Origin of the sequence: Streptomyces sp. NPDC020299, from assembly GCF_044387825.1 — a bacterium.
Taxonomy (GTDB): domain Bacteria; phylum Actinomycetota; class Actinomycetes; order Streptomycetales; family Streptomycetaceae; genus Streptomyces.
Genome location: NZ_JBIRWL010000003.1, coordinates 546,395 through 561,189, shown reverse-complemented (window position 1 = coordinate 561,189; position 14,795 = coordinate 546,395). Strand labels below are relative to the sequence as shown.

The 14,795-nt window shown below is 72.6% G+C and carries 12 protein-coding genes; 4 read left to right on the top strand and 8 right to left on the bottom strand.

Annotated elements, in window-relative coordinates; genetic code table 11:
- Nucleotides 1–69 precede the first annotated feature (69 nt).
- The 4 genes from ACH45E_RS10525 to ACH45E_RS10510 form a co-directional block, all read right to left on the bottom strand.
- A complete protein-coding gene (locus ACH45E_RS10525) occupies nt 70–426 on the bottom strand; it encodes a hypothetical protein (RefSeq protein WP_361446220.1) in 357 nt (118 codons plus the stop codon).
- 70 nt (nt 427–496) lie between these two features.
- Nucleotides 497–1,519, bottom strand: a complete 1,023-nt coding sequence (locus ACH45E_RS10520; protein WP_361446222.1) for an alcohol dehydrogenase — start codon at nt 1,517–1,519, stop codon at nt 497–499.
- 54 nt (nt 1,520–1,573) lie between these two features.
- Nucleotides 1,574–2,950, bottom strand: coding sequence for a histidine kinase (locus ACH45E_RS10515; protein WP_361446224.1), 1,377 nt, complete (start codon nt 2,948–2,950; stop codon nt 1,574–1,576).
- A gap of 311 nt (nt 2,951–3,261) precedes the next feature.
- Nucleotides 3,262–4,890, bottom strand: coding sequence for an IS200/IS605 family accessory protein TnpB-related protein (locus tag ACH45E_RS10510; protein ID WP_361446226.1), 1,629 nt, complete (start codon nt 4,888–4,890; stop codon nt 3,262–3,264).
- Nucleotides 4,891–5,395: 505 nt separating this feature from the next.
- Between ACH45E_RS10510 and ACH45E_RS10505 the strand changes: the two genes are divergently transcribed.
- Both ACH45E_RS10505 and ACH45E_RS10500 read left to right on the top strand, forming a co-directional pair.
- On the top strand, nt 5,396–6,454 hold the full coding sequence (locus ACH45E_RS10505; protein ID WP_361446228.1) for a helix-turn-helix domain-containing protein: 1,059 nt from the start codon (nt 5,396–5,398) through the stop codon (nt 6,452–6,454).
- 39 nt (nt 6,455–6,493) lie between these two features.
- Entirely contained in the window at nt 6,494–6,742 is a 249-nt protein-coding gene (locus tag ACH45E_RS10500) for a hypothetical protein (protein ID WP_361446230.1), read from the top strand.
- A 15-nt stretch (nt 6,743–6,757) separates the two neighbouring features.
- Here the strand turns inward: ACH45E_RS10500 and ACH45E_RS10495 are convergent, their stop codons facing one another.
- Together ACH45E_RS10495 and ACH45E_RS10490 are read right to left on the bottom strand one after the other, a co-directional pair.
- Nucleotides 6,758–7,516 (bottom strand): TIGR03943 family putative permease subunit, encoded by a 759-nt coding sequence (locus ACH45E_RS10495; protein WP_361446232.1) that lies wholly within the window; start codon nt 7,514–7,516, stop codon nt 6,758–6,760.
- Nucleotides 7,513–8,550, bottom strand: coding sequence for a permease (locus ACH45E_RS10490; protein WP_361446234.1), 1,038 nt, complete (start codon nt 8,548–8,550; stop codon nt 7,513–7,515). Before ACH45E_RS10490 ends, ACH45E_RS10495 begins: the two co-directional genes overlap by 4 nt.
- A 198-nt stretch (nt 8,551–8,748) precedes the next feature.
- Between ACH45E_RS10490 and ACH45E_RS10485 the strand changes: the two genes are divergently transcribed.
- Nucleotides 8,749–10,611, top strand: coding sequence for an NAD-binding protein (locus ACH45E_RS10485; RefSeq protein ID WP_361446236.1), 1,863 nt, complete (start codon nt 8,749–8,751; stop codon nt 10,609–10,611).
- Between the two features lie 159 nt (nt 10,612–10,770).
- Here ACH45E_RS10485 and ACH45E_RS10480 read toward each other — a convergent pair whose 3' ends face one another.
- Nucleotides 10,771–11,550 carry a hypothetical protein gene (locus tag ACH45E_RS10480; RefSeq protein WP_361446238.1) on the bottom strand — a complete coding sequence of 260 codons (780 nt, stop codon included), beginning with the start codon at nt 11,548–11,550 and terminating at the stop codon, nt 10,771–10,773.
- Between the two features lie 432 nt (nt 11,551–11,982).
- Nucleotides 11,983–13,776 (bottom strand): prolyl oligopeptidase family serine peptidase, encoded by a 1,794-nt coding sequence (locus ACH45E_RS10475; RefSeq protein WP_361446240.1) that lies wholly within the window; start codon nt 13,774–13,776, stop codon nt 11,983–11,985.
- A gap of 145 nt (nt 13,777–13,921) precedes the next feature.
- Here ACH45E_RS10475 and ACH45E_RS10470 point away from each other — a divergent pair, with 145 nt between their 5' ends.
- Nucleotides 13,922–14,701, top strand: a complete 780-nt coding sequence (locus ACH45E_RS10470; protein WP_361446242.1) for an SURF1 family protein — start codon at nt 13,922–13,924, stop codon at nt 14,699–14,701.
- Nucleotides 14,702–14,795: the final 94 nt, after the last annotated feature.

Sequence of the window (14,795 nt, the reverse complement as noted above, 5' to 3'; positions counted from 1 at the left end):
CCCGTGCCGGTCCTGCCGTGCCTCTGTGTCGTGCCTCGGTGTCGCGCCTCAGTGCTGCGTCAGGCTGCGTCAGTGCTGTTCTTCCTTGCGCCTGCCGCGCAGCAGCCAGGTGGCTCCGCCGATGGCCAGGGCGACCGGCCATTCCAGGGCCCCGGCCACGGTGAGTACTCCGAGGCCCCCGTAGAAGGCCAGGTCCCGGGCGGACAGTTCCTCCCTGCTGAGGTACGGGATCGGAACCGGCGGGCGGAACGTACGGGTACGCAGGTGGAGGCCCGCGCCGTCAGGATGCGCCTCTTCGGCACGCTCCCGCCGGGCCTGCGGACTCCCTGTGGTCGTGCGCGGGCCCGGGGGGCGCCAGGTCTGCTGCCCTTTCTGGGCCCGTACCCGCGCGGTGGGCTCGAGCACGGTCTGAGCTGCGGTGGTCATCCCGTCTCCTCCTCTCCTTCGAGTCGGTATGGATGTGCCTCTTCCATCCTCCCGCGTCTCGGCCGACCCCTCACGACATGGTGAGCACCATCCGGAAGCGGGCCGCGCCGGACATCATCCGCTGGTAGGCCGCGTCGGCCTGGTCCAGGGGGACGGGCTCGGTCATCGGGCGGATGCTGTGCAGGGCGCTGAAGGCCATCGTGTCCTGGATGTCCTGGGCGGTGCCGGACGCATGGCCGTGGACGACTCTGCCGCCCATGATGAGCTGGGTGGGGCTGATCCGCATGGGCTCGACGTCCGCGCCGAGGACCATCAGCTCGCCCCGGTGGCCGAGCCCCTCCAGGGTCGCCGTGATCGCGTCGGAGTTGGCGGCGGTGGCCAGGACCACCCGGGCGCCGCCGAGGGACTGCAGGGCGTCCGCGACGGGGGTGGCCGAGGTGCTGTCGATGTAGTGGTGGGCGCCGAGCTGCTTGGCGAAGTCGGCCTTGTCGGCGCCGCGGGCGATGGCCACGGTTTCGAAGCCCATGGCCGCCGCGTACCGCACTCCCAGGTGGCCCAGACCGCCGATGCCCAGTACGGCGACCAGGTCGCCGGGGCGTGCCGGGCTGTGCCGCAATCCGTTGAACACCGTGACGCCGGCACAGGCCAGCGGTGCCGCGTCGGGCGCCGCCAGAGCGTCGGGAATGCGGGCCAGGGCGTCCTCCGGGGCGATCACCTTCTCGGCGTAGCCCCCGTCGTACGCCCAGCCGGGGACCTTCAGGTTCTCGCACATGATGAAGTCCCCCTGCCGGCAGGGGAGGCAGTGGCCGCAGCTGCCGCCGAACCAGCCCACCGCCACCCGGTCGCCCACCCGCCAGACGCCGTCCGTTCCCTCGCCGACCTTGTCGATGCGCCCGGCGATCTCGTGGCCGGGGACCACCGGGAAACGGACCCCCGGCATGACCGCGTGCACGAACAGGGCATCGCTGTGGCAGACACCGCAGGCGTCCACGCTGATCCGTACATGGCGCGGGCCCGGCTCCGGCACCGCACGCTCGACGATCTCGAAACGGCCACCGGACTCGGCCACCTGCGCGACTCGGTGCGTACTCATCGGGGTCTCCCGGGGTGCGGGGACGTAAGGACACCCCCTGAACCATCAGACCAGCTACGACCGGTTCACGCGCGTCGGATCACCGGGGGCGTGGCCGTCTTCGGGGGTGATCGCCGTCTCCGGGGGCGGCAGGGGGATGCGGGCCGTGACCCGGTAGCCGCCTTCGGCGGTGGGGCCCGAGTGGAGTGTGCCGTCGTACAGGGTCATGCGTTCGCGCAGGCCCAGCAGGCCGTGGCCGTTGCCGGTGGCGGCGCGGGGGCTCGGGGGACCTCCGGTGTCCCGGACCTCGATGGCGAGGTGTGTGCCGGTGTGGGAGACGATCACGGTCGCGGTGGCCCCGGTCGCGTGCTTCATCGTGTTGGTGAGGGCCTCTTGGACGACTCGGTACGCGGCGAGGTCGATCCCGGGCGGCACGGGGTGGCCAACGGGGTGGCCCGGCCCCGTGACGGTCAGTTCGACCGGCAGGCCGGAGGCGCGCACCCGGTCGACGAGGGACTCCAGCCGGGCCAAGCCGGGGGGCGGGGCGAGGTCCGTCCCGGCGGCCGGCGCGGCGGCACCTTCCTGCCCGGAGTCTCCGGCGTCCTCGGAGTCCTCGGAGTCCATCGTGAGCAGGCCCATCACGTGCCGCAGCTCCGTCATCGCCGCCCGGCCGCCGGCCTCGATGGCGAGCAGTGCCTCGTGGGTGCGGTCGGGGGCGGCGTCCAGGACCTTGCGGGCGGCACCGGCCTGGATGATCATCACGCTGACGTTGTGGGTGACCACGTCGTGCAGCTCGCGCGCGATCCGGGCCCGCTCCCGCTCGACCGCCCGCCGCAGTTCCCGCTCCCGCTCGCGTTCGAGCTCCGCCATCCTCGTCTGCCGTTCCTCGGCCCGCGCACGCCAGTTGCGCATGCCGTACCCGGTCGCCGTCAGCGGAACGAGGACCAGCAAAGGCATGTAAGCGTTCGGGATGGTGGGCACCCCGGCATCACCGGTCGCAGCGAGTACCAGCAGCGCGGGGGCCAGGCTGAGCAAGGTCGCGGCGCGGTACGGGCTGTGCGCGACGGCGCTGTACGCGGCGACGACGAAGGCGTAGAAGATGATCCGGGCCTCACCGTCCGGGGCCAGCAGCCCGGCGCCGATCACCACCCACAGCACGGAGAGCGGGTAACGTCCGCGCAGCGCCAGGGGAAGGGTGGCCAGGAGCGCCGGGCCCACCGCTCCGGCCCAGCTGTCCGCGCCGGTGCGGGCCCTGAGCACCCCGTCGACGACCACGTAGCTCCGGCCGACCCCGGCGCCGAGCGCGTAGTCGGTGGCGGCGACGGCCAGGGCGAGTGCCAGCGCCGCGTCGAAGAGCGCGGTGCGCCTGGTCAGCCGGGGCAGCGTGGCCGTCCGGCGCGTCAGTACGGCCACCGCGCCGCGTAACCCGCCGACCCCCCTGTTGTCCGTCACCGGATCATTGTCACCGGGGCGCCCACGGCGGGGCGTCCTCCCCGATGGCCGTCCCCGAGGCGCGCCGTACATCCTGCGGCTACACCTCAGGGACGACACCGGGGCCCGGGCCGGGCCGGTTCAGCCGGCGACCGGTCGGTGGCCGGCGGTCGCCGGCTGCGGAAGGCCCACGGAACTCTGCCATGTGGCCACGAACCCGTCGATGAACGTGAGCCGCCCCCGGCAACTCGCGGGTGGCCACCCCAGCAGCAGCTCCCGCCGTACACCCGGTGCGACGGCTCCGGGGCTCCGGGGGTCATGGTGCACCGTTCCTAAAGACTGAGCGGGAGTGAGTCCTGGTGCCAGGACTCGTGCTCAGCCGCGTGCCCCGAACGGTTGTGGGCACACTGGTCCCCCGCTTTCGCTCCGCGTCCGGCGCCGACGGATCGTGTCCGTGGTCCGGGAATGCGGGGGCGGGTTTCCTCACGCCCCGGGGCCTCCGGTCGGGCCTGGACGGTCCGATGCCCCACCGCATCACGCTGGTGTGGTGGGGGCGGTGCCGTCCGTCGCCGGATCGGGTGTCCCAGGGCGCGTCGTCCGATGGCCACGGCGGCAGCATCGTGGCGTGTGGTCTTGCGGGTTGTGGTGGTCAGGGGCCGCTGCCAGTGCTGGGCGCCCCAGCGGGAGGTGTAGGCCGGGTCGACGGCGACCAGGGGGATGCCGAGTTCCGCGGCCATGGACACCAGCCGCGCACGCAGCCTGGCCGTCGGCAGGCCGGAGATCAGCCGGCGGAACCGTTTGCGCCGCCCGTGCTTCTCCCGGGATTTCTCCGCGTGGAAGTCCAGGTCCTCGATCGCGAGTGCCAGGCCATGGCGTTGGGCCCAGTGCAGCAGGCGGATCAGGGCGTGGCGGACCTGGGCGTCGCGGTGCGGTGCGCTGCCGGATAGGTCGTAGTCGAACCTGCGCGGGGCACCGACCGGATTGCCGTGGGCGTCCAGGCGCCAGGCGGCCAGATGGTCGGCATTCATGTCCACACCGGCCAGCCCCGAGGCGCGTAAGGCGTGAAGCGGCACCATCTGCACCGGCTGGTTCTGCCAGGAGGCGGTCAGGTAGCAGCGGTTACGGCCGACGTCGTGGTGGATGCGGTAGGCCACGGCCCGGTTGGCGGTGATCCGGTCGGCCCACTGCTCGCCCCGGTGCCGGAAACCGACCCGGCAGGCGAGCACGTACCGGCCGTGCGGTGCGTTGGCCAGGTGGGCCAGCGGCGCCGGGAGTTTGATGCTCACCTCTCCGTCCGGGCTGACCCGGATGGTCTCGTTGCCGTACCGCTTGCCGGACTCGCCGTCGGCCTGGCAGAACCAGCGCTCCGCCTCCCACCGGCGCCGCCATGCGGCCTCGCTCAGGTGGGCGGCCTGGAGGTTGTGCCGGGCACGCAGCAGTTTCTTCCCGCCGCGCACCACCCGTACCCGTCCGGCATCGCACTGGGCGCGTTGCTGCTCCAGGCGGTCTTCGAGCAGGTGCAGGCGCCGGGACTTGGCGAACCACTCCCGTTTCGAGCGGTAACCGCCCGGCCGACCCTCGGAGCCCTTGGCTCCGAGGGGCAGCGACAGCCGGTACATGATCGTGTCCACGCCTGCCTGGAGGTCGCGGACGTGGGCGAGCTGACCGCGCCGGGCCAGCGCCCACTGGTCATGCGTGGCCTTGGTGATGCTGCCCGCCCAGCGCGAGGAGGACTCCACGGTCAGAGCACGCTTACGCTCCGCCCACCGACCACTGTCGTGATCGAGCCCGGCCGCGCAGCGGGCCTTCAGATCACGGGAGGCCAGGGAACCGAGCAGGCCACCGACCAGGCCCAGGACCTTCTCGTCCCGCTCGGTCAGCCCCTTGAGACTGTCCCGAATCGCCACCCCGGACGGGCCCGGCACCACGAACGAAGCCGCCACCACACGCAACCCGCCCACCGCCCCACCCCCTGCCCGGTACCGAGGAACCCGTCACAACGCTCAACGCACACCGCCCGCGAAGGTCACGCATTCGATGCAAGAACTTCCGTTCCTCGACCAGGCGCACATACACGATGTGACCGAGACAGGTCGTGTCCCCCGTCGTGGTGTAGCCGATCACGGTCCGTCGCCTCCGCTTCGGAGCCGTCCGGCTCGTGCCGCGATTCCGTCGTGCGATCACCGCTGGTCCCGGCTCGGGGAGCCTCAACACGGCCTCCGAGGAAGGCGATTCGGGTCGCGACCTGGGATTCCGCCAGCTTGATCGGCTACACCACTCGGCGGGACGCCATCCCGAGACACTCACTCATGCACACCAGAACACGCCCAACCACTGTCAGCCAGCAACAGTTCGCGACCCCCGCGCACACCGGCGCATTGCCGGTTTCCGGCAGTGTTCACTAGGGTCAGCGTGCCGGGACCGCTAAGAAAGCGTCACCGGCACGTCAAAATCCGGGGGGACGACGTGACGGAGTACGAGATACCCGACCAGTATCTCCGGGGGTATGCCCAGCTGCTGGCCGACGTCTCCGCCACCGGCCGCCGCCTCACCCGGGACGAGATCGAGGCCCGGCGTGTCCTGGGCGAACAGGCCGCCGAGGCCGGCCACGGACTGCGCGCCCTGGTCCGGGCCCATCTGGCCGCCACCCGCGCCGCCTGGCCCGGCGCCCCCGGCTCGACCGACAGCGCCCTGGCCGCCGTGCAGCAGGTCGTCGACGCCTTCGCCGAGGGCTACGAACGCGCCCAGCGGCACGCCGTACGCCAGGAGGAGGCCGCCCGCCGGGAGTTCATCGACGACCTGCTCTACGGCCGCAGCGACCTGGGCCGCCTCGCCGAACGCGCCGAACGCTTCGGGCTGCGCCTGTCCCAGACCCACGCGGTCGCCGTCGCGCAGGGGCCGGCGCCGTACGACGAGAGCGGCCCGCTCCCCCGGCAGGTGGAACGCTCCCTCATCGCCCGGTTCGGCGACCGCAGCATCCTGCTCACCACCAAGGGCGGCCACATGCTGTGCGTCGCGCCCGGCGACCAGGACGAGATCCTCACCCACTTCGCCAAGCAGGTGCACGCGGCCACGGACGGCGGCCGGGTCGCCGTCGGCCGCCCGCAGCCCGGCGCCGGCGGGGTCGTCCAGTCGTACGAGGAGGCCCTCAACACGCTGGAGCTGGCCGAGCGGCTCCAGCTGGAGGACCCGGTCCTGCGCGCCGCCGACTTACTCGTCTACCCCGTCCTCTTCCGCGACCGGCAGGCCATGGCCGACCTCGTGCGCGCCGCCCTGGGCCCGCTCACCACCGCCCGGGGCGGCGCCCAGCCGCTCCTGGACACCCTTACGGCCTATTTCGACTGCGGCTGTGTGGCCGCGGAGGCCGCCCGCCGGCTGTCACTGAGCGTGCGCGCCCTGACCTACCGGCTGGACCGCATCCACCGCCTCACCGGCGCCGATCCGTCCGACCCCGCCCACCGCTACATGTTGCAGACCGCGGTGATCGGCGCCCGGCTGCTGGACTGGCCGGCCAGGCCTCTGTGACGTGCTGCGTTTTGCGCGCGCCGGGCGCATGGTGGTGGCATGAGCACGGGTCCTCCAGTGGTGGTGCTGCCGCCGGCCGCGGACGGTGGGCGGCAGGTGACGGTGCGCGGTGAGCGCGTGGGGACGGCGTACGACCTGTTCGACGTGCTGGACCTCGTACACCGTGCGGGTCTGCCCGCCGAGGACCAGGCCGTCGACGATCCCGAACTGATCGAGTGGCGCGGCGGCGGGCCGTACGACTTCAACGGCGGCGAGGGCGGCGGCCGAGGGGAGACGGCGGACCAGTGAGCCCCGCCCCGGGAATCAGGTGTTCCACGTCTCGTCGTACGGATCGTGCGGGGTGGGCACCGGGCGGGCGGCGGTGATCTTCAGGAACGGGATCGGGCCGTTGTTGACCGGGTCCTTGGCCTGCTTCGGCGTGTACGTGCCCGTCACCTCCAGCCAGCTGTCGGGTTGCAGTACCGGCGGGATCTTCCCGGTCAGACCGATCTTCACCGGCTGGGCGTCGGCGGCACAGCAGTTGAGGGCCATCCGGACCAGGTACGGGGCGCCGGTGCGGTCCAGGGCGACGAACCCGGTGATGCGGACCTGGCGGCCGCCGAGGGAGCGGCCGTGGTCGTAGACCGCGCGGCCCGCGTAGTCGACCAGGCCGATCGGCACCGGGTTCTCGGCGGGCAGGGACATGTAGCCGTACGGATGTTGCAGGGCGGTGCCGGTGCGCATGGCGCTGTAGGAGCCCAGGGCGGGCGGGGCGACCAGGATGAGGGCGAGGAGGGGGAGGATCAGCAGCCAGGAGATACGGGGCTCGGGGTGCGCGTGGCCGTGGCCGTCGTCCTCGGGTGCGCTCTCGTTCGTGGCCTCGCCGGTGTGCGGCCCCCGGCGGGTGCGTTTCCACTCGTACCAGGCCGTCGCCAGCGCCGTCACGATCAGCAGCGTGCCGGCCAGCAGCAGCAGCGGTTGCAGGCCCGCCTTCACATACCGCAGGTAGAGGCCGGTGAGGCCCGCGTGCAGCAGGGCCGCACCGGTCAGGAACAGGACCGCCGCCTGTGCCTGCCGGTTCACAGCAGCACCGCCCCGGTCAGCACCGCGCCCACGATGGCGAGGGCGAAGGTGGCGGGGGCGAAGCGCAGGGCGAAGCCCCGGCCGAAGGTGCCCGCCTGCATCGCGAACAGCTTCAGGTCGATCATCGGGCCGACCACCAGGAACGCCAGCTTGGCCGTGAGCGAGAACTGGGTGAGCGAGGCCGCCACGAACGCGTCCGCCTCCGAGCAGATCGACAGCAGTACGGCGAGCACCGCCAGGGCCAGGACCGAGACCGCCGGGTTGCCGGCCGCGGTACGCAGCCAGCTCGCCGGGGCCACCGCCTTCAGCGTCGCCGCGGCCATCGCGCCGAGCACCAGGAAGCCCCCGGCGTGCATCAGGTCGTGCCGGACCGAGCCCCAGAACGCCTCGCCCTTGCTCTGTCCCTCGTGCCCGGCGTGCTCGGGCTGCCGGATCCAGTCGGTACGGCCGATCCGCTGCCACAGCCAGCCCATCGCGCACGCCACCAGCAGGCTCGCGGCGAACCGGCCGAGCACCATCTCGGGATTGCGCGGGAAGGCGACGGCGGTGGCGGTCAGCACGATCGGGTTGATCGCCGGGGCGGAGAGCAGGAACGCGATCGCCGCGGCGGGCGTGACCCCGCGCCGGACCAGTGCCCCGGCCACCGGCACGGACGCGCACTCGCAGCCCGGCAGCACCGCGCCCGCCATCCCGGCGACCGGCACGGCGAGAGCGGGCCGGCTGGGCAGCGCGCGGGCGAAGAACGACGGCGGCACGAACACCGCGATCCCCGCCGACAGCAGGACACCGAACGCGAGGAAGGGCAGGGCCTGCACGACCACCGCCACGAACACCGTCATCCAGCTCTGCATCACCGGGGCCGACAGCGCCCCGCGGATCGGGCCCTGGACGACCACCACGAGGACCAGCAACAGGGTCAGGGCGAGCGGGGAGTTGAGGTGCCAGCCGTCCTGCTCCGGCCGCTTCCCGCCGCCGGGCGGCGCGCCGGCATCCTGGGGGGCCCGCCCGGGCGGGGCTTCTTCGGTGATGGCCACGGGTGGGGTACCTCCGCGTGCGGGCGCTGGTCCGCGATCTGGGTGCGTCTTCTCCCTCCCCTTCAGTACGGCACGCGGGCGCTCGGCGTTCAGTTGATTGCTGGAACCACCCGTCCCGTTGGGGCACTCTTTTCCCTTGTGGCGAGCGTTCCGTATCAAGGTGGGCACGGTGGTGGGCACAGTGGTGCGCCCGCGCACATGGTGGTGTGCGGGGACGACGGGCTCGCGCACCGGCTGGCGGCCGAGTTGCGCGGGGTGTACGGGGAGCAGGTGACGCTCGTCGTACCGCCGAACGAACGCACGGCACGCCCACCGGTCGTGGGGCGGGCACGGGCCGCGTCGGCGGCGCTGCTCGACCGGGTGGTGAACGCCGCGGTGGGCCGCGGCCCCGGGACTCCGGGCGGCACCGGCGGCAACGGGGGCGGGGGTGAACCGCCGCGGGGCGAGCGGCTGTTGGAGGCCACCGAACCCGGCGAGACGGTGCTCGCCGAGGCGGGCGTCGAACAGGCGGTCGCGCTGGCGCTCGTGTACGAGGACGACGAGACCAACATCCGTGCCGCGCTCACCGCCCGGCGACTCAATCCACGGCTGCGGCTCGTCCTGCGGCTCTACAACCGGCGGTTGGGCCAGCACATCGAGGAACTCCTCGACCAGGCCGCCACGTTGGCCGGGAACGACGCCGCCGCCGGGGAGGCGTCCACGGTCGTGCTGTCCGACGCCGACACCGCCGCGCCCGCGCTGGCGGCCACCGCGGTCGCCGGCACCAGCAAGGTCGTACAGACCGACGGGCTGCTGCTGCGCGCGGTGGAGCGTCCGCCGGCGCGGCCGGGGCAGGTCGCCGACCCGGGGCTGTGCACGCTGGCGTTGCTGTCCAGCAGCGATCCGGCCGGGGCCGACGGGGCCGAGGGCAGCGGGGAGCAGGGGCCGCGACTGCTGCCCGACGCGGCTCAGGTACGGGACGCCGCCGGGCGCGCGTCGGTGGTGCTGGAGCAGGTGTCGTACTCCGCCGGGGCGCCGCTGACGGCGGGGCGCGGGGTCGGCGTCGTACCGCCGTTCGCCTCGCTGTTCTCGCCGCGGCTGCGGTGGTCGCTGGCCGGGATGGTGGGGTGCGTGGTGGCGCTCGCGGTCGCCCTGTCGGTGGTGACCGGGATCCATCCGCTCAGCGCCTTCTATCTGACGCTGCTGGACATGTTCGCGATCGACGACCCGGCCATCGGCAAGTCGCTCGGGCGGCAGATCCTGCAACTGCTGTCCGGGCTGGTGGGGTTGCTGCTGCTACCCGTACTGCTGGCCGCGGTCCTCGAGGCCCTGGGCACCTTCCGCACCGCGTCCGGCCTGCGCAAACCGCCCCGCGGGCTGGGCGGGCACGTGGTGCTGCTGGGCCTGGGCAAGATCGGCACGCGGGTGCTGGTGCGGCTGCGGGAGCTGGGCATCCCGGTGGTGTGCGTGGAGGCCGGCCCCGAGGCGCGAGGGCTGGCGGTGGCCCGGCGGCTGCGGGTGCCGGTGGTGCTGGGCGATGTGACGCAGGAAGGGGTCCTGGAGGCCGCCAAGATCCACCGCGCGCACGCCCTGCTGGCGGTGACCAGCGCGGACACCACCAACCTGGAGGCGGTGCTGTACGCGCGGTCCGTACGCCCGGATCTGCGCGTGGTCCTGCGGCTGTACGACGACGACTTCGCGACCGCCGTGTACCGCACCCTGCGGGCCGCGCACCCCCAGGCCCAGACCCGCAGCCGCAGCGTGACCCACCTGGCCGCACCCGCCTTCGCCGGGGCGATGCTCGGGCGCCAGATCCTCGGGGCGATCCCCGTGGAACGGCGGGTGCTGCTGTTCGCGGTGGTCGACGTCGGCGGCCATCCCCAACTGGAGGGCCGCACCGTCCAGGCGGCCTTCCGGGCCGGGGCCTGGCGGGTCCTGGCCCTGGAGGGACGACCGCAAGCGGACGAGCAGTACGTACTGCGACCGGAGGACCGGGTACTGCTCGCGGCCACCCGCCGAGGCCTGGCAGAACTCCTGGGCCGACGCGGAACACCCACCCAGCCACCGCAACCGGTGCCCTGACCGGACACCGACCAGAGCCTGCCGGACGGGCGGGGCCACAACGACTCCCCCCGGCCAGGGACCGGCGGACCTGCTCCGCCGACGCGGAACGCCCGCCCGGCCACCGCAACCGGCGGGCTGAGCGGGCGCCGGTCAGAGGCTGCCGGACGGGTCCTCAAGTCACTTTGGTTCCCCGCCGCCGGGAGCGGGCGGGGACGCCAAGTGTTCCTGGGCGGCCCGCGATCGGTGCCGTGGGGTGGCGCGTCGGGGTGGGCGGGTCAGGGTGATCTGGCGGACCAGTTGCTGGAAGCAGGCCAGTGCCGCGACTCCTGGCAGGGCCGCCGCCGCCGTGTCCTCGATGGTCCGGGGCGCCTGGACGACGCAGAGCAGTACCGCGACGGAGGAGAAGAGCAGCACGACGAACCACGAGTGCACGGCGCGCCGCTGGTGCAGCGCCGCCCGCAGGATGGACAGCGACCCCGCCATCCAGGGCCCGTAGACCAGCATCGGCCACCAGGCGTCGGAGCCGCCCTGGTCGTGCGAGGTGACGACGAGCAACGGCTCATAGGTGGCCAGGCCGCTGAAGACGCTCACCATCGACACGATGATCGCGGCCAGTGCCGCGATGAGGAAGCTGGCGATGCGCAGCCCGCCGACGCGCCGGTGCGCCGGAATCCTGCGATGCCCCCGGCGGGGCCCCCGCACCGGCGGCAGATCGGCCTGGATGTCCTGAAGGTGCCTCATGGGGCTGCCGGCCGGAGGGGCGGTGACCGACGCCTCGTCACGAGGGTGCGGCACGGACCGCGCGGCTTCCTCCTGGCTGGCCTTCTGCAGCAGGTAGGCGAGTTCCTCGGCCGGGTCCCAGGCCGGGTCCCAAGCCGGGTCCGGCGAGGAATCGTCGAACTCGTCCAGGTAGTCGGTGGTGCCGTGCCACACACGGCCGTAGCGCTCGTCGTTCATGAGAATGACAGGGCGCAGGCCCAGCGACCGGCGAGGTCGGATTCCAGCTTCCGGACCGCGGTGAGGAAATTCTCCAGCAACGGGTCGGTGACCTGAAGTACGACAGGCACACCATCCTTACTGAGGATTCCCGGAGTATAGACGTACGGCCCCACCGTCACCCCGTACAGGCCGACCGACTCGCCAGGATCGCTTGCATTAGCCATGCCCGACTAACGTCGGCCCTTTTCACTTGGATGCGCGGCGATCGGGTGAACAACCACACGGAAAAACGCTTGAAACAACCCTCTTTTCTTCCGGATCGAAAGCGGCACGGATAACCCGACTGAAAAAGAAACGTAAGTCGCATTGCACTAAGTCGCATTGCAGACAGTCCACCGGACCGGGGCCGTGCCGCGCCGACACGCACGGCCCCCATACGTCACTCCGCCGTCAATCCGCCGGCTTCAGATGCCGCGCCGCGAAGTCCAGCTCCAGCCGCACCTGCTTGATCCGCTCGTCCACCACCAGCGATCCGTGCCCCGCGTCGTAGCGGTACACCTCGTGGACGGCCCCACGGGACTCCAGGCGCTTGACGTAGTTGTCGATCTGGCGGATCGGGCAGCGCGGGTCGTTGACACCGGCGGAGATGTAGACGGGCGCCTCGACCTGGTCGACGTAGGTGAGGGGGGAGGACGCCTCGAAGCGGTCGGGGACCTCCTCCGGGGTGCCGCCCAGGAGGGTGCGGTCCATGGCCTTCAGGGCTTCCATCTCGTCGTGGTACGCGGTGACGTAGTCGGCGACCGGGACGACGGCGATGCCCAGGGTCCAGAAGGCCGGCTGGGTGCCGATGCCGAGCAGGGTGAGATAGCCGCCCCAGGAGGCACCGGTCAGGATCAGCCGCTCGGGGTCGGCGAGCCCGGAGGAGACCGCCCACTCGCGGACCGCGGCCACGTCCTCCAGCTCGATCAGACCGACCCGGTGCTTCAGCGCGTCCGTCCAGGCCCGGCCGTAGCCCGTGGAGCCCCGGTAGTTGATCCTGACCACCGCGTAGCCGTGGTCCACCCAGGCCGCCGGGCTCGCGGCGAAGGCGTCGCTGTCGTGCCAGGTCGGGCCGCCGTGCAGATCGAAGACGGTGGGCAGCGGGCCCGTCGCGCCGGCCGGCTTCTGGATCAGGGCGTGGATACGGCCGCCGGGCCCCTCGACCCACACGTCCTCCACCGGAACCGAACCCGGGCACTTCAGGCCCGGCGGGTCCAGGACCACCCGGCCCGTGGTCGAACGGACCGACGACGGCTCGGCCGCCGAGGACCAGAGGTACTCCACGCTGCCGTCGGGGCGGGCCGTCGCACCGGAGACCGTGCCCCGCGGAGTGGGGATCCGCGTCAGCTCGCGGCTGCCCAGGTCGTACCGGAACACCTCGCTGCGGGCCTTGAAACCGTGGGCGACGAGCAGCGCCGTACCGTCCGGATACCACTCCGCGCTCACATCGCCCGGCAGGTCCAGCACCAGGTCCGTCTCGTCACCCGAGGCGACGTCCCAGACCAGCGGCTCCCACCGGCCGCGCCGCTGGTGCCCGATGAGCAGCCGCGTGTCGCCGTCGAGCGGGGCGAAGCCCAGCACCTCAAGGCCCAGCTCCTCCGTGCCGTCCTTGGTGTCGTCCAGCTCGGCGACCACCGTGCCGTCCGGGCGCAGCACGCGCAGCGCCGAGTGCATCGCGTCGCCGTGCTCCGTGTGCTCGATGGCGATCAGGGAGCCGTCGTGGGAGAGGTCACCGACGCCCGCCGACTCCCGGTGGCGGTACAGCTCGAAGGGCGCCTCGCCCTCTCTCGCCACGTGGATGGTCGAACCCTCGTCGTCCGTCGAGCGCCCGACGACCGCCGTACGCCCGTCCCGGGACAGGGCCAGGCCCGCCGGGTAGGAGGGCTCCAGGCCCGGGGTGGCCAGTTCGTCCTCGCCGCCCGTGAACCGCTGGCGGCGCCACACCCCGAACTCGTCGCCGTCCTTGTCGTCGAACCACCAGATCCAGGCGCCGTCCGGGGAGAGCACGCCGTCCGTCGTGCCGTTCGGCCGGGACGTCACCTGGCGCTGCTCTCCACTCGTGCGGTCCCAGGCGTACAGCTCGTACGTCCCCGTCGCGTTCGACACGAACAGGGAGCGGTGCGGCGCGTCCTCCGCCCAGTCGGGCAGCGAAACCCGCGGCGCCCGAAAGCGCTTCTCCCAGTCCGGCATGTTGCTCTCACTCATGGCCCCAGTCATGCGCCCATACTGCCCGTCCACGACGGCAAATAGCTGGTGGGTATGCGCAGCCTGTGGATAACTTTTGCGATCACGCGCCCCCGAAGGCCTCCCGGGTCCGGGGACGCCGACGGGCCCCCGTACCGTTGACGGCGTGTACCGCTTTCTGCTGACACCCCGCTGGTGGGGCATCAACGTCTTCGTGCTGCTCGCCATCCCGTTCTGCGTCTTCATGGGGTCCTGGCAGCTGAGCCGGTTCGAGACGAGGGTGCAGGACCACCGCGACGCGAGCGAGCGGGCCGTGTCCGACCGGCACGAGGCGGCCCGGCCGCTGGACCGGCTGCTGCCCGTGGACCAGAACACCTCGGGCAAGCAGGTCACCGCGACCGGGCGGTACGGCAAGCAGCTGCTTGTGCCCGACCGGGAACTGGACGGCAAGAACGGCTTCTACGTGCTGACCCTGCTGCGCACCGACTCCGGGCGGGCCCTGCCGGTCGTACGCGGCTGGCTGCCCGGCACCGCGGACCCGGCCGAGGCGCCCGCCGCGCCGGCCGGCCAGGTCACCGTCACCGGGGCGCTCCAGGCCTCCGAGACGCCCGGGGACAACGGCGTCAGCGCGGCGGGCGGCCTGCCGGCCGGGCAGACGGCGGCGATCAGCTCGGCGTCGCTGGTGAACCTGGTGCCGTACCGGGTGTACGACGCCTGGGTCACCCTCAACAAGGGGGCCGCGGGGATGAAGCCCGTCCCGGCGACCGCCCCCGCCGGCTCGGGCCTGGACCTCAAGGCCTTCCAGAACCTCGGCTACACCGGCGAGTGGTTCGTCTTCGCCGGCTTCGTGGTCTTCATGTGGTTCCGGCTGCTGCGGCGGGAGGTCGAGTTCGCACGGGACGCTGCGCTGGGCTTGGTGCCGGACCAGGAGACCGCCGGGGTGTGAACCCCGTTTCCCGTGCACCGGGGTCTGGCTCGGGCGAGGGTCGCGCAACCCGGCGCTCCGGGGCGCCTCCCCCACTCTCGGCTTCGCTCGAGCG

What these genes read in the sequence shown, in the direction of transcription:
- ACH45E_RS10485 (WP_361446236.1), top strand. Translation starts at nt 8,749, where the DNA reads ATGGTGGTGTGCGGGGACGACGGGCTCGCGCACCGGCTGGCGGCCGAG.
- ACH45E_RS10475 (WP_361446240.1), bottom strand. Translation starts at nt 13,776, where the DNA reads ATGAGTGAGAGCAACATGCCGGACTGGGAGAAGCGCTTTCGGGCGCCG.
- ACH45E_RS10500 (WP_361446230.1), top strand. Translation starts at nt 6,494, where the DNA reads ATGAGCACGGGTCCTCCAGTGGTGGTGCTGCCGCCGGCCGCGGACGGT.
- ACH45E_RS10525 (WP_361446220.1), bottom strand. Translation starts at nt 426, where the DNA reads ATGACCACCGCAGCTCAGACCGTGCTCGAGCCCACCGCGCGGGTACGG.
- ACH45E_RS10520 (WP_361446222.1), bottom strand. Translation starts at nt 1,519, where the DNA reads ATGAGTACGCACCGAGTCGCGCAGGTGGCCGAGTCCGGTGGCCGTTTC.
- ACH45E_RS10480 (WP_361446238.1), bottom strand. Translation starts at nt 11,550, where the DNA reads ATGAACGACGAGCGCTACGGCCGTGTGTGGCACGGCACCACCGACTAC.